This is a genomic window from uncultured Brachyspira sp. (assembly GCF_944388875.1).
Lineage (GTDB): Bacteria > Spirochaetota > Brachyspiria > Brachyspirales > Brachyspiraceae > Brachyspira.
Genome location: NZ_CALXKQ010000027.1, coordinates 16,730 through 36,245, shown reverse-complemented (window position 1 = coordinate 36,245; position 19,516 = coordinate 16,730). Strand labels below are relative to the sequence as shown.

Genomic DNA, 19,516 nt, shown 5'->3' with positions numbered 1-19,516 from the left:
TCAAATTTAAAAAATGCTTGGGTGGGCAGTTAAAATAACAGAATAAAATAAAAAAGAAAAGTAGTACAAAAATATGGATAAAAACAAAAAATCTAAAGGGTGGGAAAATATAATTAAATTTAAAAAATTAATTACATACCCCGCCCTTATAAATTTACTGCTTTTATAAAAAAAGCATTCTAATTAATTTTTCTGTTTAATAAAAAAAGCAAGCCCGCCCAAGTTATTATTAGATTTAAAATTCATTAACGCACGCTGAACAAAATTTTTTAATATAACAAAATTTGAATAGCATATAGATTTATATTTTTTAATTTTATTCTGCGTGCGGTAATAAAAAAGCTTAGGTATTAAACCCAAGCCTTTTATATTTCTATCTAATTATTTACCGGGAGTGCTTAAAGCATCATCGATACCAGCTGTTTCTCTGCTCTCAATGTCTTTAGCCTCATAATCTTTAAGAGGTATTCTATTTCTAATAGCAGCATAAACAGTAGGAACTATAACAAGAGTAAACATAGTAGAAACTGTCAAACCTCCAAGTACAGCCAATGATAAAGGCTGATACATCTCATTACCCTCTCCGCCTGATAATGCCATTGGAAGAAGCCCTAATATAGTTGTAAGCGAAGTCATAAGTACAGGTCTTAAACGTCTAGGACCCGCAAGCAAAGCAGCAGCATCTCCATTAATCTTCTTCTCATGCATAAGCTGATTCATATAGTCTATGAGTACAATACCATTATTTACTACTATACCAATAAGAACTATAACCCCAATACCGCTGTATACACTTAAAGTCTGTCCTGTAATAAGAAGCAGCGTAAGAGAACCAGCAAAACCAAAAGGTATTGCAAGTGCTATAACAAAAGGAGCAATATATGATTCAAACTGACTAGCCATAATAGCATAAACTAATACCAAAGCCAATAATAATGCCTGTATAAGCTGTCCGAATGCCTCCTGCATGTCTTCATAGTCCCCTGAATAAATTATAGTAAATCCAGAAGGTATGAATACTTTTTCATTGATAACAGCCTGTATATCTTCAACTATCTGATTCATAGGTCTGCCATAGCCTGAGGCAGTAATAGATGTTATTCTGCTGTCATTTTTTCTGTTAATCTCGCTAGGAGCAAAAGTTTTATCTACATTAGCAACCGCAGATACTGGAACCATACCAGCAGTTGTAGGTATAAGCATTCTTTTAACATCATCTATATTTATTCTATCTCTTTCATTTAATCTAACTATAACATCAATATCAGTAACATCAGAGTTTTCAGGAGTCATTCTAGTAGCAGTAGTCCCTCCGAAACTTGTTTTAATAGAGTTGGCAACAGTATTTATATTAAGTCCCATTTTAGAAGCCAAATCTCTGTTAATAGTAACATTAAGCTCTGGACTTGCATCGCTTTTTTTCAAACGTACATCTCTAAGTCCTGGAACATCCTGTAATGCTGTTATTATATTATTAGCAAGCTCTCTAGCTCTAGTTAAATCTTCTCCAACTATATCTATATCTATACCGCTAGAATCACTGTTTCCGCCTCCTTTCATACTAGTAACACTGTCTACGTTTATAGTAGCAGGATAACTGGCTAGTCTTTTTCTTACAAGCTCAACATATTCTTCTGTTTCTAATTTTCTTCCCTGAGATTTATCTATAAGCTGAGCTCTTATCTCTCCTCTGTTAGCATCAGAACCAGATCTTGCTCTAGTCTGAACTCTACTTAAATCCTTGCCTACAACCTCTTCTACATCCTTTCTCATTCTATCAACAAATGATGAAGTCTGTTCTTTTCTTGTGCCTACAGGCATTGTAATCTGTGCTCTAAATTGTCCTTCATCAGACTCAGGAAACCCCTCTTTACCTATAAATATAACACCAACAACAATAACTGAAACAACCACACATATAACAGGTATAAGAACTCTGTTTTTATGTCCTACAGAATAGGTTAATACTTTTTCATAAACATAATTAACTTTAGAGTGAAAATGCTTATCAAAGAAATTTTCAAATTTAATTAAATGTTTAGATTTTTTAGTAGTTACAAGTCTAGCCCCAAGCATAGGAACTATAGTTAAAGCAACAGCCAAAGAAGCTATCATAGAAACTGTAACTGTTATACATAAATCTCTGAACATCTGACCAGTTTGACCTTCAACAAATAAGAAAGGCAAAAATACAGCTATTGTTGTAAGAGTAGAAGCAGATATTGCAAGTGCCACAGTAGAAGTTCCGTCTATGGCTGAAGAATATTTACCGTATCCGTTATTTCTGTAAAAGAATATATTTTCAAGCACGACAATAGAGTTATCAACCATCATACCAATACCAAGTACAAGCCCTGAAAGCGATATAATATTTAAAGTAGTTCCGAAGAAATACATAAGAGTAAATGTTACAATAATTGACATAGGAATTGATATTGCGATAATAAGTACAGTTCTAACATTCCACAAATAGAGCATAAGTATTATAACAGCAAATAAACCTCCCTGCCAAGCAGTATCAAGTACACCCTTTATAGCTTTATTAACATTATCAGCGCTATTAAATAATACCTCATATTTAATTCCTTCAGGCAAATTGAGAGTATCAAGTCTTTTTTTAATACCATCAGAAACAGCAACAGTATTAGCACCAGATTCTTTATTTATAGAAACAGTAACAGCAGGAGTACCATTAACTTTAATAACATCTCCGTCCTCATCATATCCTTCATAAATAGTAGCCAATTCCCTAAGTCTTATAGGAGTGCTGTTGGTTTTTAATGCTACAACAACATTGCCTATATCATTAACATTTTTGAACTCTCCAGTAGTTCTTAAAGTATATTTATAAACACCTTCATAAGTTTCGCCGCCTGATATATTCTGATTCTCTAATGCCAAAGTATTTACAATGGAGTTTATATCAAGCCCATAAGCCTGAAGTCTGTTCATATCAACATCCACTTTTACCTGAGTTTTAAGTCCTCCTCTAATCTCAGCCATAGCAACGCCGCCTACCTGCTCTATACTGGTTAATACCTGATTATCTACCAAGTTATATAATGCTGATAGGTTTTCTGTACCATAAAAAGATACTTCCATAATAGGTATATTATCAGTAGAAAATTTATAAACAGCAGGGCTTTCTGCATCATCAGGCAATGATTTTCTGATTCTATCTATAGCCTCTCTAATATCAGCAGTAGCCGAAGCTAAATCACTTCCCCAGTTAAACTCTACAAAGACCCTTGAATCTTCCTCCTCAGAAGATGAACTTACTTCTTTAATATTATTAACAGATGAAACAGCTCCCTCAATGATCTTTGAAACTGATTTTTCAACTTCTTCAGGACCTGCATTATCATAAGTAGTTCTAATACTGATATAAGGCAGTTCCATATCAGGCAAAAAATCAACAGGGAGTCTCGATAAACTTACAGCCCCAAGTATTATAACAGCAACTATACCCATAAATACTGCAACGGGTCTTTTTACTATTAGTTCAATAAAACTTCTCATAAAAATCGCTCCTTAATTAAAACTATATATAAATCAGCCGCCTACTGAGTAAATAGTATCGCTAGAATTATTTTGTGTATTATTATTGTTATTATTTTGTTGTTTTGCAGGAGAAGGCTTAGTAGTAGTGCTGTTTGTATTTTTTACAGTCGCTGCAGGTTTTACATTTGCTGCAGGTTTAGAGGTATTAGTATTCTTTACTGCGGTTGTATTTGTATTTTTTACAGCAGATGTTTGATTAGCAGTATTAGTTATATTAGTCTGAGCAGATGCTAATGTTGTAGGAGGAGTAATATATTCTAATATTGTAGGGTCATTTTCTATTCTATTAACTAGAGAGCCGTTTTTTAAGAATTCACGTCCAAACATTACCACCTCTTCGCCTTCTTCAAGTCCTCCGCTTAAAGCAACTTTATCTTTGGAAGTAAATAATACGCTAACTTCTCTTGTATATGCTCTGTATTGAGTGTTTGTATTATCTGATGCTTTGCCTTCTGTAGGAGGATTATTAGAATTATCCTCTTTTACTACATATATATAATTTTTACCTAAATCATCGCTAAAGACAGAACTGTTAGGTATAACAAATACATTATCGGCAGAATTAAGTAATATTGATACGTCAGAAAACATACCCGGAAGTAAAAGTTTATCTTTATTATCTATTAAAGCTTTAACCATTAAAGTACGTGTAGAAGGATTAACAGCATAATCTCTTTTTGTAATGACAGCTTCTATTTCTTTATTAGGAGAAGAAGGAACTCTTATAAAAACTTTCTGCCCTAATTCTATACCTGCAATAGAACGTTCGGGAACCTGTATTTCAACTTCTAATTGGCTTATATCAGCAACATTTGCTATAGGAGTAGATGCGGCTATTGAAGCTCCTACAGCCATGTATGTAGTTGTAACATATCCTGATATAGGAGTTCTTGCTGGGGCATAAGCATAATTTGCACCTATAACGAATCTGTCTATTAATGCTATAGTATCGCCTTTATTAACAAAACTTCCTTCATATTTTAATATATTAGCTATTTTTCCAGGTACATCAGAAGAAATTTCTACTTCTTTTATAGCCTTAATTTCTGCAGAAAGCTCTAAATATTCATCCAAATGCTGTTTTATAGGGGCTGCCACCAATACACTTATAGGATTCTCTTTTTTCTTTAAATCTGCTTTATTTCTATTACATGAAGCAAAAAATATAGATAAACATAACATTAAAATAATTATTCTTTCAAATCTCATCATTATCTCCTATTTAAGCACCTAAAAGTTTTAATACCTGCAATGTGCTTGAAAAATATTCATATATAGCCTGTAAATATGCAAGCTGTGCATTCAAGTAAGTTACCTCGGCGTCATTAACCTCAAGCATTGATAATGTACCGCCTCTGTACTGCCTTTGAGCCATCTGTAAAGCATAGGCTGCTGTCCTTGCATTCTCGGCCTGCGATTGTAAATTGAGAGCCTGAGATTTAGCTGTAGAAATCAAATCTCTGCTGCTTACCTCTATAGTATCTCTCAGCTGTTCATAATTTACTTCCATCTGTCTTATACTTAATTCTATTTCCTCAGCACCTTTTGCCGTAGATGAGAATGGAAGCAAAGAATCAAGAGCATAGCTTAAAGAAAATCCTACTCCCCAATTAAACTCTCCTGTTCTATCTTTATAAAATTCCCTATTATTGTTCATCTTTATCTTATCTACTGTAGATATTCCAACATTAGCATTAGCAGAAAAAGTAGGCCATAAATAACTTCTGGCAACCTTTCTGTTATATTCAAGCATTTCCAAATTGCTGCTCATATTTTTTAATTCTATATTATTATTCATTATAATAGTAAGCAAATCATCATAAGGCATATCTGGGAGTGTAATATTAGTTGCATCCAGTATGCTTCCAATTAAATCAACATCATCAGAAGAATTTGTAATTCCGATTTGGCGTATAAAAGTTAATTTTAAGCTCTGATACTGATTGCTTAATGTTACCACCTGAGGCTTAGTACTTTCATACTGAACTTTAGCATTTAAATATTCGTATTCTGAAACCTGTCCATTTCTGTACTTTACATAAGTTTCTCTCATCCTATTGCTGTAATTCATCTGCTGCTGCAAATATACCCTGTAATTCTCCTGTGCTACAAAAGTATTATAGAAATTTAACTTTGTATTAAGATCAACATTTTTCATCTCATCATAGTAAATTTCTTTCTGCATTTTTAAATTAACATCTCTTGCCCTGTCAGTATTCCAATTCCTAAATCCAGTAAAAAGAGTTTTTGATAAAGTAGCACTTGCAGACCAACTATCAGGGCTTGTGTAAATACCAGTACCAACATCATTAACGGTATATTCCTGAGATTCTGATAGATTTAATCCTCCGCTTATACTCAAAGAAGGCATAAATAAATCTGAAAATGAAGCATCTTTCTGAACCTGAGCTATTCGTACATTATATTCTGCCTGCTTCAATGTTTTATCATTATCAAAGGCTATATCTAAAGCGTCTTCTAATGTTATTGAAATTCTATTATTAGTTACAGCTTCTTCCTGTGCTAAATTCGTATCCTGAGAATATAAGACAAAACTAAATAATAAACTTAAAACTAAAGTAGCATAAAATCTCACTATCCGCTCCTAGGTAAGTTTATATTAATTTTTACACTTATGTAAATTCATATTATAAACTTAGAGTAAAAAATATCAACCCATTATATGTATAAACTCTAATAATTAGACGAATATCTATGAAAATAGTTCCCATATACATATATAATCATTATATATATTGTAAATATTTTTTACAATATATAATATAACCATTTTTATATAAAAAAGATAAAAATTACTATTATAATATTACATATTAATTAATATTAAACAAATAATACAAATAACATATACTATTTGTTCATTTTGGTATTTTTTTATACAATATCAAAATATAATGTTAATAAAAGTAAATATACAATAAAGACTATAAATAATTGTTATACTATATAAAAATATATACTGTATTATTGTAAATTTTATGTAATTTTTTATTGCATTAAATTATATTATTATTTAGAATAAAAAAATAATATGATTATGGAGGCATTGTTTATTTATGAAAAATAAATTATTATCTACCTATTATGAGAGATTATCATTAGCAATTATACCGCTTATTTTATTATCATGCTCAAATAAAATTGCTACGCTTCCTGATGATAAAATAGGAGAACTTATATTAAATCCAAACGGACAAACTCCATTGTCATTAGTGTATAAAACAGAAACTAATAATAATTATCCTGTTACAGTTATTGTTGAAGGAAGGCTTGGAGATAATGATATAATACATACTTATCCTAAAAATTACGGCTCTAATTTTGCAATACATGGAATGTACTCTGAAAATACAAATACTATTCATATAATTAACGGAACGAATAGAATATCAACTAATATAGTAGTAGAAAAATTATCTATAGATGGAATTTATATACCAGCTACGAATAGAGTTATAAAAGACTTAAGACCCGAGGAGAATATTCATTTCTCTAATATAAATGATGAAAATGCTGTAAGCAATTTACAGGATAATAATGAAGAGATATATTTTGCAAGCCCTGTTATAAATAGAAGCTGGAAGGGACTTTTCTTAATGGGAGTAAGCAGAAATGGAAATCTGCGTTATGTGAATTATTCTAATTTTTATCTTACTAATGAAATAGCAAAAGTTATCAATGAAGATAATGATATTGTTATTTATGATACTATGGGAGTAAGCGATTTGCTTGGGAATGCCAAATTAGATGTTACAAAACTTGATATAGGCGTTCATCATGACACTATAAGAAAAAAGTCTGACAGCAATTATATAATGCTTGCCAATTCTGCTTGGGGAGTTGAGGATAGAGTTTGCGAAGTTGACAGCAGCGGCAATATGATTAGAGATTTATATGTCGGAGATTTGATAAAAAAGATAGTTAATAAAAACGGAGATGAGGCAGAAAAAGAATATTTAAAAAAACTTATATTTGATAAGGATAATAAATATTACAGCATAGGGAGAAAAAAATATTTTCCTATGGATTGGGCTCATTGCAACTCTCTTGTATATGATGAAGCCAATGATATACTTTATTTATCAGTGAGAAGTTTAGCAGTTATGGCGGTAGACTACAGCGAATGGGAGCTTATATGGTATATGGCTGATGATACATTAGACACAATGGAATCCTACAATCCTTACGGCAGATATTTAAAAGATTTAAGATCATTCGATCCTTATAAAGTACTTGGGGATGGAAATACTGACGGACCTAAAAGTCAGCATGCTTTATTTTTAATATCAACTAATGTAATAGGCATGTTTGATAATCAGGGAGATGAAGAACAAAATCCTAATGGATCAAGGTATGTAGAATATAAAATAACTGGTTCTCATGGAAATTGGAAAGCAGAAAAAATATATGAGTATAAAACAGAAAATAAATTATATTCTCATTATATATCCGATATAGATTTTTTAACCAATGGAAATATGCTGCTTGATTTCGGCAACAATTCACAGATAATGGAAGTTAATAAAGATACTAAAGAAGTATATTATCATTTAAGATTTGGAATAAGGACTTGGGGAATTTACAGAATTGATAAAATGCCTTTATATTATGAGGAAAACAGAGAGTATAATAAAGATGCTTCTTTTTAAAGGATTAAAAGATGGAAGATTTATACAAAAAAATAGTGAATGAAAAATATATAGGAGATGAAAGAAATCCTATAAATCAGAAAGAAATATTTGAATTAGCATCTAATTACTCAAAAGAGATAAAAGTAAAGCATACGAATAACGGCATAGCATTAATTATAGTTGATGCCCAAAGAGATTTTATAGATACAAAAAAAGGAGTATTGCCTATTAAGGGTGCTGTTAAAGATATAGAAAGAATAACAAGATTTATTTTTGAAAAGCTGGAATATATATCTGCAATATATACAACTTTTGATACGCATGAATACAATTTTATATTTCATCCGTTTTTATGGAGAAAAAGAAATGGAGATGAAATAGAACCGTTTACAGAAATAACATTGGACAAGATAATAAAAAATGAAATTGTGCCGTTAAATAAAAAAGAACAAATAGAATACTTAGAAAAGCTGGATAGTTTAGGAAAACAGAATATAATAATATGGCCTTATCATTGCATATATGCTACAGACGGATGGCTGTTGGATAAGCAATTAAACAATATGCTTTTATTTTATGAGAGAGCGAAGGAAAACAGAATAAATAAGATTATGAAAGGAAAGGAGCAGTTTTCTGATATGTACGGTGCTGTTGCTCCTGAGGTAATAACTAATGAAACAAGATTCTGCGATATGGCTTGGGTATACGGACTTAAAAATTATAATGAAATTTATATATGCGGAGAGTCTAAAGATTTCGGAGTTTATGAAACAGTCCGTCAGCTTTGCGAAATGTATTCTAATGATAAAAATACAATTAAAAAAATCAATGTTATGATGAACTGCTGCAGTGCCATATTTGATAATGATGAAGCTAATAAAAAATTTGAAAAATTATCCAGTAAATATGGAATAAAGTTAATAGAAATATAATTTTTAGGAGTTATTATAATGAAAGCAAACGAAGAAAATTTAAATAGGTTTATAACAACAAGTAATATACAATTTGTAATTCCAGTATACCAAAGAAATTATGATTGGACTATAAAAGAATGTAAGATTTTACTCAATGATATAAAAGAAGCAGGTAAATTAAACAGAGAGCATTTTATAGGAAGTATTGTATATGTTAATGATAATGCTCCAATAACTAGCGTACAAGAATTAATAATAGTAGACGGACAGCAAAGGATAACAACAATAATATTAATCTATTTAAGAATATATAAATTGGCTGATGATTTAAAAGATGTTGAATTAAAAAATGAAATACATGACCTATATTTAGTTAATAAATATGCAAAAGTTAGTTCACAAGAAGATAAAATTAAATTAAAGCCTACAGAAAATAATGATAAAGTATTAAAATCTATTTTTTTAAATATTCAATTTAAAGAAAAATCAAATATAATAGATAATTTTAATTTTTTTGAAAAAGAAATTAATAAAGATAATTATTTGGATATTTTAAATGGGTTAAAAAAGTTAGTATTCATAAATATGTCTTTAGATAAAAATAATGATGATCCACAGCGTATATTTGAGAGTTTAAATTCTACAGGATTAGCATTATCTCAGGGAGATTTAATAAGAAACTATATACTAATGAAGCTAAATTCTAAAGATCAAAAATATATATACGAAAACTACTGGGAACATATTGAAAAAAATGCAAGAGATGAAAGCCTTAATAAAGATATGGTATCAGATTTCATAAGAGATTTTATGACATCCGAATATAATAAAATACCAAATAAAAATAGAATATATGAAGAATTTAAAGATAAATATTCCATAAATAATTTGGATGAAATAAAAAAATATTTAGAAGAACTAAAAGAATACTCAATATATTATAATAAATTGATTAATCCTAAAAATGAAATTGATAAAAATATATCAATAAAACTTGAAAATATAAAAACTATAGAAGTAAATGTATCATATCCATTCTTTTTAAAAGTTTATAAAGATTATCATTATAAAATTATAGATAATAAGACTTTTTTTAAAATTATTGATTTAATAGAATCTTTTGTATTTAGAAGATTTATATGCGATGTATTCAGTAATGCCATGAATAAAATATTTATGATATTATATAGTAAAATAGATAAAAATAATTATTATCAGTCACTAGAAGAATATTTATGCAAATTGAAAAATGTTCAAAGATTTCCAAATGATGATGAAATAATTAATAAATTGAAAGAAAAAGATATTTATAATGCTATGAATTCAAAAAGAAAAATGTATTTATTCAGTAAATTAGAAATGGGAATTGGAAAAACTATTATTGATTTTTCAAAAACAGATTTTGAAATAGAGCATATTTTTCCTCAAAACCCTGTTAAAGAATGGAAGAAAGATTTAACAGATGAAGAATACAAAATAATGCAAAATAAACTTCACTTAATCGCAAATTTAACAATATCAGCTAATAACAAAGAACTTTCAAATAAAACATTTTTAGAAAAGAAAAATATGAATATAGATAATAAAGAACAAGGTTATAAATATAGTCATCTTTGGATTAATGAATATTTGAAAAAAATAAATGAGTGGAATGTAAAAAACTTAGAAAAACGTTTTAAAATATTAAGTGAAAGATTTCTATTAGTATGGAAATATCCAGATATTAAAATTGATAAAATTAACAATGTAATTAATGAAGAGATAAATATATTTGAAGCAGGAGACCCTACAGGTAAAAAATTAGATTATGCCATATTTAATGGAGAAAAAATTGATAAAATAACTGATGTTTCTAAATTATTTTCTTTTATATTGAAATATTATTATAAACAAAATAAAGAATTATTTTTTACAGAAGAAATTCAAAGTTTAATTCAAATTACGAAAAATAAAGATGAGCTTAGAACAGAATATCCAATAGATATGGACGATATATATTTTGCAGAAAATAATTACAGCAGTGAAAGAAAATTTTATTTAATTAAATATTTGATAGAAAAATTTGATATGGAAGATGAGCTATATATTAAATATAAAGATTAATTATAAATAATATAATATCTAGTTTGATAAATAGCGGAAGATTTAATAATCCTAATTAAATATAACTTTATTATGGATAAAATATCAATTTATAATTCATACAATATACAGATTAAAAAAACTAAAATTAAGAAGATAATTATTAAAATAAATTATTTTTTATTTCTAATTTTTTCCCATATAGAGTTTAATTTTTTCTGCATAATAATGTCTGGAATAAGTAAAGAGGCGGTAATTACAAAAAGAATAATAAAACCAACTAATATAGTACCTGCAAATACTAATAATACGTTAGGCTTATAATCAATTAATTCAATAACATTAAAATCTCTATAAGCTAAAGACATACCGCTTACAAGTACTCCTGTAACAAAAGCAAATATTAAAACTCCTATAATAGGAATGCCAATGGATAATACAATAATACTTGCTGTCATAACTATTTGGGTTTTATTGTCTTTATCATTTTCATCTATTTTTAAAGCTATTTCTTTATGAATAATATTTCCGTATTTATTATACCAATATATTGTATAAAGATTACAAGTCATAACAGAAAGTAAAAGCTCCAAAACAGGAGATATCTCTTTTCTTTTTGTAAACTTCACAACTTCTAAAGTAATATAGTAAATCCAATAATAATGATATATTCCTAAAGTGATAAAGTTTAAAAGAAACATTGCAGGAATTGATCTTACAGCACCTATATTCATATTATTATAACCTTAATTAAGTTATATATTCTGCTTTTTTATTATGTAATATTTTTTGATTGTAATATATACGAATAAATAAATCAATCTGATAAAAAGAATTACAAAAACTTACACTCCTAAATAATTATAATAAAATATGTATTGACAAATTATTTATATATGTTAGGGTTTTTTAACATATATGAATTTATTAATTTTTATAAAGTTTATTATAAAATAAATAGTTTAATAATAGTGTGAAGATTCTAAAGCAAAATATTATATTGGTATTAATTTTAATACTTTGGTTTATAGCAAGTGAAAGTCATATATGTAGTTCTTATGTTCTGCCTTCGCCTCAGCGAGTAATTAGGGCTTTTTATATAGAAGTAATGAACGGCAATTTAATAAAAAATATATATGTAAGTCTTTTGAGAGTTGTAATAGGGTTTTCTATAGCTTTTATTTTTGCTTTTATATTCGGAATGATTCTTGGAGTAAGAGCGGAAAGATTTGAATACTTTAGAAATATAATAGAGTTTATGAGAAATGTTCCTCCTATAAGTTTGATAGCTATATTGATATTATGGTTTGGAATAGGAGAGAAGCCTAAGATAATAATTATAGTTTTGGCTGCTTTTTTTCCAATATTTATTAATATAAGGCAGGCAATATGTTCGGCTGACAAAAAATTAATAGAAGTTGGAAAATCTTTTGGGTTTTCAAAGTTAAAAATTTTTTTTTATATAGTGCTTCCAAATGCATTACCAAGCATACTTGCGGGCATGAAAATAGGACTTGGATATAGTTTCAGAGCTATAATAGGAGCAGAAATGATAGCAGCATCAAGCGGTTTAGGTTATATGATACTCGACTCTCAGCAGCTTTCAAGGTCAGATAAGGTTATAGCTGGAATTATTACCATAGGTTTATTAGGTTATTTGTTTGATATATTATTTTCATATATAATAAAAAAGCTTCCTTATTCTAAAGGAGTTTATATTGAAAATTAAAACAGAAAATCTTTCAAAATCATTTATTATAGATAATAAAAAAATAAATGTTATTAATAATATGAACTTTGAATCAGCAGATAATTCTATTACTATAATATTGGGTAAAAGCGGATGCGGTAAAACTACTTTTTTAAGATTGCTATCAGGACTTGAAAAGGCAGACACAGGAAATGTGATTATAGAAAATAATGCTAAGATATCAATAGTTTTTCAAGAGCCTAGACTTATGCCTTGGCTTAATGTATTTGATAATATTGCTTTTTCTCTAAATAAGAAAGAAAAAAACATATATAAAGATAAAATATACAGTCTTATAAATATGATAGGGCTAAATGGTTTTGATAAGGCTTATCCATCTGAGCTTTCTCTTGGTATGATGCAGAGAGTTTCTATTGCCCGTGCTTTAGCCAATGACGTAGATATTATATTAATGGATGAGCCTTTTGCATCTTTAGATTATTTTACCAGAGAAACTTTGCAAAATGAAACCATTAACATTTATAAGCAAAATAAAAAATCTATTATATTTGTAACGCATAGTATTGATGAGGCTCTTATTTTAGGAGGTAAGATTATAATATTTGAAAACGGCAGAATAAAAAAAGAATATGATTTATCTGATAAGCCGTATAAAAGAAATATATTAGATAATTATTTTATAGAGATTAAAAAGGATATTTTATTTTCTATTAAAAATTAGAAATTAAATATATAATTTTTTTTAAGGAGAACTAAAATGTTTAAAACTATTAAATTAGTATTTACTATAGCTGCTTTATCTGTTTTTGCTATTTCATGCGGTAATAATGCAGCTTCATCATCAAATACTTCTTCAACAAATTTTACCGCTAAGAAAATAGCAGTTACTTATGTAAAAGCACCTTTAAATGTTCCTTCAATAGTTGAAAAGGAAAAATCAATATTCAGCAATGCATTCAGTAAATACGGTATTCCAGTAGAATATTCAGAACTTACAACAGGTCCTGAACAAACTCAGGCATTAGCATCAGGCGATATTCAATTTTTGTATGCTGTAGGAGCTACTTCTGTAATACTAGCTAAAGCAAATGATGCTGATATAAAAATTATAAACATGTACAGCAGATCTCCAAAGGCTTTTACATTATTTTCTGCTAAAGGTACATCTTTTAAAACAGCAGATGAAGTTAGAGGAAAGAAAATAGCAGGACCAAAAGGAACAATATTACATGAGCTTTTGACAGCATATTTAAATACATTAGGATTAAAAGAAAGCGATGTAGAGTTTATATCAATGGGCATACCAGAATCTCAGGCTGCTTTAGCTGGAGGTTCTGTTGATATGGCTTTGCTTGCTGGTCCTTCTGCTTATAATATGATAAAAGACGGTTATAATGTTGTAACTACAGGGGAGGGTTTGGTTGATGCCACTATAGCAGTTGCTACAAGCGAAAGTTTCTACAACAGTAATAAAGTATTGGTTGATGAGTTTATCAATGCTCAAAGAGAGGTTTTAAGCTATATAGAAAATAATTATGATGAGGCTATGGCAATTTCGGCAAAAGAAACAGGACTTAGCGATGAGGCTGTAAAAGAGATGTATACTATGTATGACTTTAGTATAGATATTACTGATAATGATATAGCATCTATGAAAAAAACTGAGGAGTTTATGAGAAATAATAATATGATAGAAACTGAAGTGAATATAGATGATTTGATAATAAAATAATAATAATTTTAAATTCTAAAAATAGAAATTGTTAGTTTTTACATTCATACATAATTATTTTATGATTGTATCAGCTAACAATTTTTATTATAAAATCATTTGATAGAAATATTTTTATATATAAAATATCAGTTTTTTTGCTGCTCTTCTAAATCAGAATTCATTAAAGCTGCAAAAAATACTAGTTTTTTAATTTTAAAAATTTACTTACATCCACCCGCCCTATAGGTTTTCTAAACTTACAGTCATTTTAATGCCGTTTTTCTTTTTAATTTTAGAACTATTATAGCACTGCCCACCCAAGTTTTTTTTAAATTTATAATTTTTACTGTCCGCACGCAGAACTTAGGCGAAAAATATAAATTTATTTGCAATTCAAATTTTACTATATTAAAAAATTTATTTACCGTGCGTTAAATAGATTTTGAATTTACTATAAATTAATAAGTATGAATAATTAATTTTTATGCTATATTATAATTGATAGTAATATAAATTTTTATTTGTAATAGAATAAAAGAATATTGACATAAGTATAAATTATTGATAATATGATGTACTATCAAAAGAAATCTAAAAAATTAAGAGGTAATTAAAGAATGTTCACAGCTACATTATATGCACAAGGAGCACAAGGTCAGGCAGGCAATCCGTTGGTATCAATAGGTATGATGATAGCAATATTTGCTATATTTTATTTCTTACTAATAAGACCGCAAAAACAGCAGCAAAAAAAATTAGCACAAAGTATAGCTGAATTAAAAAAAGGCGATAAAATAATAATAGCAGGCGGAATAGTAGCTGAATATGTTTCAGATAAAGAGGGCGGAAGAATAGCAATAGTAAAAGTAGGCGAAAATACAAAAATGGAAATAATCAAATCTTCTATATCAGCTGTGGTTACAGAAGAAATGCTTAATCCTCCTAAAAAAGAAGAAAAGAAAAAAGAGGATAAAAAAGCTATAGAGGATAAGAATCAAATAAAAGAAGATTTAGAAAAAGCTCAGGCAGAAGATAAAAAAGAATAATAACAAAAAATTAATAATAGGAAAATAATAATATGAGTCATAATTTAAGACTGGCATTCATCATTATAGGACTTGGCGTAATGGCTTGGTTTATTACTCCTACGGTAAGATGGTATTTCTTTACATCTGAAGACAAAAAAGAAGAAAGCAACATGTCTTTAGATGAGATGATAGCTAAAGGATATAGTAAGGAACAGATAGATAGTGTTCAATCTCTTAAGCGTTTAAGAGGTGAATCTGTGAATATGGGTTTGGATTTACAAGGCGGTATAAGAATAGTACTTCAGGCTGATTTTGAAGAGTATGCTGCTAGACTTGAAAGAAGTGTTTCATCTCTTACAGCAGAGGAGAAAAATGATGCTATGGACAGACTTATATCAAGACTTAGAGGAAGGATTGACCAATTCGGAGTTAGTGAGGTTGGAATAAGAAAGCAGGGTGAAGACAGAGTAGTTGTAGAACTTCCTGGGGCAAGGGATCCAGATAGAATAAAAAGTGTGGTATTAAGTCAGGGAGCTTTGACATTCAATTTAGTTGATGAAGAGGCTACAGCCAATTTAACTACTAATGATATGTTAATGGGTGTATTTACAAATACAGCTAAAGTTCCTGAATACGGAAAACAGCTTTATTTCTACAGTGAAAAAGATGATTTTGGGAGAAGAGTTAGAGGAGCTCCTGTTATTGTTAATAAAGAGCCTTCGCTTGAGGGAAGTGCTTTGATTAATGCCCAAGTAGGAGGAGGCGAGTTCGGAGAGGTTACTGTTGAGTTTGAGCTTAATGGAGAAGGTTCTACTCAGTTTGCCGAAGTTACAGCACAAAATAAAAACAGAATGCTTGCTATAGTATTGGATGATAAAGTTATAAGTGCCCCTAATATCAATGATGAGATTAGAGGCGGACGTGGTGTTATCACTGGAAGATTTACTTTAGAAGAAGCTCAGGATTTAGCTAGAATATTAAAAGAAGGTGCTTTACCTCTTAATGTAACTATTGTAGAAGAAGAGGTTGTAGGTCAGTCTATAGGTGCTGACTCTGTTAAAGGCGGTGCTACAGCTTTACTTATGGCAGCTATTTTAGTTGCTGTATTTATGATAGCAGTTTACAGACTTTCTGGAGTTTTAGCTACAATTGCTATGCTTGTAAATGTAATACTTATTATAGCAGTATTATCTCCATTAAGATTTACTTTAACTTTACCTGGTATTGCTGGACTTATCCTTACTATAGGTATGGCGGTTGATGCCAATGTTATCATTTTTGAGCGTATCAAAGATGAATTAAAAATTAAATCTAATGTTGCTGATGCTATTATTTCTGGTTATGACAGAGCTTTTGCTACAATATTTGACTCCAACATTACTACTATTATTGTAGCTTTAATATTATGGATATTCGGAAGCGGTCCAGTACAAGGTTTTGCTATTACTTTATTCTTTGGTATTTTGATAAACCTATTTACTGCTGTGTTTATTACTAGATATATTTATGAAGAGTTAATACGTACTAAGGTGGTAAAGAAAGCAGGGTTCTTCTTTATATAATATAATGAAAAATTGATTGGGATTTTATGATGAGTGAAGAAATTAAAAAAGAAAATACAGTTAAAAATAATACGGATAAAAAAGAGAATAATGATTTAACAAAAAATAAAATACCTTTTGTTAAATTTATGCCTATTGCTGCTGTTATATCTGCTATACTATTTATAGCATCTATTGGTTTATTTGTAAGTAAGCTTAATAATAATAGTTTTAATATGGGCATTGACTTTGCAGGCGGTGTGGAATTAAAGGTAAAGATAGATAATCCTGAAGTTATTAATATTGCTGAGATAAGAGCTTTATATAATAATTTCGGTACTGAAACTGTTAATATACAGGAGCTTGAGGGCGACAATAATATAAATGCTTTTCTTTTAAGATTCAGAGGCTCTAATGAAGAATCTGATAAAGCTATGAAGGTTCTTTATGATAAATATACTCAGGAAAAAGTTAATCTAATAGGAAGTAATATTATAAGCGGTGTAGTTTCTGCTGATAATTTGAAATTAGCTTTCATACTTATAATTGTTTCTTGGATTATAATTATGATTTACATTACTATAAGATTCAATTATAGATATGCATTTCCTGCTATAATTACACTTATACATAATGTAGTTATAGTATTTGGTATACTTCTTTTCTTAAATAAAGAGTTTTCTGTACTTGTTCTCTCTTCAATGCTTACTTTAATAGGTTATACAATTAATGACATAATAGTAGTATTTGATAGAATAAGAGAAAATTCTGATGTTAAAAGACCATTTAAAGAGATTGTTAATGTAAGTTTGAATAATGTTGTTGGAAGAACTATTATTACTGGTGTTTCTACTCTTCTTGCGGTATTAGCTATAATGATATGGGGCGGATTCATACTTTATGATTTTGCATTTACATTCTTCTGCGGTGTTGTTATAGGTACTTATGCTAGTAACTTTATAGCAAGCGGACTTTTAATATTATTTATGAAAACTAAAAAAGATTAAAATTAATATTGAATGATTATTAATAAGAGTATGCATTTATAATGTGTACTCTTTTTATTTGCAATATAGAAGTTTTGTAACAATATAAAAATTATTTTTTACAAACTTAAAAATTTTCAGTATATACAAAATATCATTATCAATTTCATAATGATATTATTATCTATATTTTTGACAATATATTGATTTTAGTATATTATTTTTTTACTATTAAATTAATAATGGAATAAAATTATGAATAAGATTCAAATACCAAATATTAGTATAAGTAATTTTAAATGCTTCAAAGAATTTTCTATTGACAGTTTTAAAAGATTTAATTTAATATTCGGTAAAAACAGTGTGGGAAAAAGCAATCTTTTAGAGGCATTGTTTTTATATTGTAATATGTATAGAAGCAACACAGTTTTATCTTCTTCATTTTTTCAAAGAGATATACCTTTAAATAATAATTTAGAATTGATTTTCAATAATTTTGATTATTCTAATCCTATAAATATAAAAACTTCAAAGAAAGAATTAAATATATATCCTATAAAATCATTAACAGAAAATGCCTTAGATGGTATTTATTATCAAGTAGAAAATGATAATGGACAAACTATAAAACTTCCGATGCTCATAAATAATAACATACAGCTTGACAATAGTTTTGAACCAATCAATAGTAAGCTTGAAGTATATAATCAAAATATAATATATTTTTCAGTTTATAAAAATATATCATTACTTTATAGCTTTATTAATGATTTATTTTTTATAGAAGAAAGTGCTAAAAAACATACTATAAATGTATTTAATAGTATTCAAAATTTAAAACAAGATAAAATTATTATAGACTGTCTAAAACCTATAATACCTGATTTAGAAGCAATTAGAATATCATCAAATAAAATTTGTGAGGCAGATATAGGGCTTGACAGATATTTACCTATAAATGCATTAGGGGCCGGAATATATAAAATATTTAGTTATATAGTTAATACATCATTTATTCCAAATGGAGTTTTATTTATAGATGAAATTGATAATGGATTTCATTATAGTTCTTTAAGAAATTTATGGATTTCTTTATTTAAAGTATGTTATAAAAATAATGTTCAGCTTTTTGCTACTACTCACTCTTATGAATGCATAAAGGCTTTTAATGATGTTTATAATGAAGTAAAAAATGAATACAATTCAAATAATGATATTCAAGGCATAAGAATAGAGGCTGACAAAAAAGAAAAGTATAAGTATCAAGCTATAATATATAATAATGAAGAATTAAATAATGCTATGGATAATTGGGAGGTAAGATAAA

Annotated in this window: 14 protein-coding genes; 10 read left to right on the top strand and 4 right to left on the bottom strand. The window is 28.3% G+C overall.

Features of this window, described 5'->3' with window-relative positions; all coding sequences use genetic code 11:
- Positions 1-381 precede the first annotated feature (381 nt).
- From Q0J69_RS12345 to Q0J69_RS12335, 3 genes are read right to left on the bottom strand one after another with little or no spacing between them, the layout of a single operon-like run.
- Complete coding sequence (locus Q0J69_RS12345) at positions 382-3,519, bottom strand: efflux RND transporter permease subunit (protein WP_297208018.1); 3,138 nt, start codon at positions 3,517-3,519, stop codon at positions 382-384.
- Between the two features lie 33 nt (positions 3,520-3,552).
- Complete coding sequence (locus Q0J69_RS12340; protein ID WP_297208016.1) at positions 3,553-4,773, bottom strand: efflux RND transporter periplasmic adaptor subunit; 1,221 nt, start codon at positions 4,771-4,773, stop codon at positions 3,553-3,555.
- 10 nt (positions 4,774-4,783) lie between these two features.
- Positions 4,784-6,157, bottom strand: a complete 1,374-nt coding sequence (locus Q0J69_RS12335; protein WP_297208014.1) for a TolC family protein — start codon at positions 6,155-6,157, stop codon at positions 4,784-4,786.
- 481 nt (positions 6,158-6,638) lie between these two features.
- On the opposite strand from Q0J69_RS12335, the gene Q0J69_RS12330 reads away from it, so the two are divergent.
- Genes Q0J69_RS12330 through Q0J69_RS12320 form a run of 3 tightly spaced genes read left to right on the top strand, consistent with a single transcriptional unit; the run spans position 6,639 to position 11,230 of the window.
- A complete protein-coding gene (locus Q0J69_RS12330) occupies positions 6,639-8,231 on the top strand; it encodes an aryl-sulfate sulfotransferase (protein WP_297208012.1) in 1,593 nt (530 codons plus the stop codon).
- Between the two features lie 11 nt (positions 8,232-8,242).
- Complete coding sequence (locus Q0J69_RS12325; protein ID WP_297208010.1) at positions 8,243-9,145, top strand: nicotinamidase; 903 nt, start codon at positions 8,243-8,245, stop codon at positions 9,143-9,145.
- Between the two features lie 18 nt (positions 9,146-9,163).
- A complete protein-coding gene (locus Q0J69_RS12320) occupies positions 9,164-11,230 on the top strand; it encodes a DUF262 domain-containing HNH endonuclease family protein (protein WP_297208008.1) in 2,067 nt (688 codons plus the stop codon).
- 152 nt (positions 11,231-11,382) lie between these two features.
- Here Q0J69_RS12320 and Q0J69_RS12315 read toward each other — a convergent pair whose 3' ends face one another.
- Complete coding sequence (locus Q0J69_RS12315) at positions 11,383-11,943, bottom strand: DUF4234 domain-containing protein (protein ID WP_297208007.1); 561 nt, start codon at positions 11,941-11,943, stop codon at positions 11,383-11,385.
- 266 nt (positions 11,944-12,209) lie between these two features.
- Here Q0J69_RS12315 and Q0J69_RS12310 point away from each other — a divergent pair, with 266 nt between their 5' ends.
- The 7 genes from Q0J69_RS12310 to Q0J69_RS12280 all read left to right on the top strand — a co-directional run bounded on the left by Q0J69_RS12310 (position 12,210) and on the right by Q0J69_RS12280 (position 19,515).
- Positions 12,210-12,938, top strand: a complete 729-nt coding sequence (locus tag Q0J69_RS12310; RefSeq protein ID WP_297208005.1) for an ABC transporter permease — start codon at positions 12,210-12,212, stop codon at positions 12,936-12,938.
- Positions 12,928-13,641 carry an ABC transporter ATP-binding protein gene (locus Q0J69_RS12305; RefSeq protein ID WP_297208003.1) on the top strand — a complete coding sequence of 238 codons (714 nt, stop codon included), beginning with the start codon at positions 12,928-12,930 and terminating at the stop codon, positions 13,639-13,641. Before Q0J69_RS12310 ends, Q0J69_RS12305 begins: the two co-directional genes overlap by 11 nt.
- A 36-nt stretch (positions 13,642-13,677) precedes the next feature.
- Positions 13,678-14,652, top strand: coding sequence for an NrtA/SsuA/CpmA family ABC transporter substrate-binding protein (locus Q0J69_RS12300; protein WP_297208001.1), 975 nt, complete (start codon positions 13,678-13,680; stop codon positions 14,650-14,652).
- Between the two features lie 599 nt (positions 14,653-15,251).
- The gene (gene yajC, locus Q0J69_RS12295; RefSeq protein WP_297208000.1) at positions 15,252-15,680 is read left to right on the top strand and encodes a preprotein translocase subunit YajC; all 429 of its coding nucleotides are present in this window, start codon (positions 15,252-15,254) and stop codon (positions 15,678-15,680) included.
- A 32-nt stretch (positions 15,681-15,712) separates the two neighbouring features.
- Complete coding sequence (gene secD, locus Q0J69_RS12290; RefSeq protein ID WP_297207999.1) at positions 15,713-17,224, top strand: protein translocase subunit SecD; 1,512 nt, start codon at positions 15,713-15,715, stop codon at positions 17,222-17,224.
- Positions 17,225-17,253: 29 nt separating this feature from the next.
- Positions 17,254-18,210: a protein translocase subunit SecF gene (gene secF / locus Q0J69_RS12285; RefSeq protein ID WP_297207998.1), complete on the top strand. Its 957-nt coding sequence runs from the start codon at positions 17,254-17,256 to the stop codon at positions 18,208-18,210.
- 234 nt (positions 18,211-18,444) lie between these two features.
- Positions 18,445-19,515 (top strand): ATP-binding protein, encoded by a 1,071-nt coding sequence (locus Q0J69_RS12280; RefSeq protein ID WP_297207996.1) that lies wholly within the window; start codon positions 18,445-18,447, stop codon positions 19,513-19,515.
- The last annotated feature ends 1 nt before the right edge of the window (position 19,516 follow it).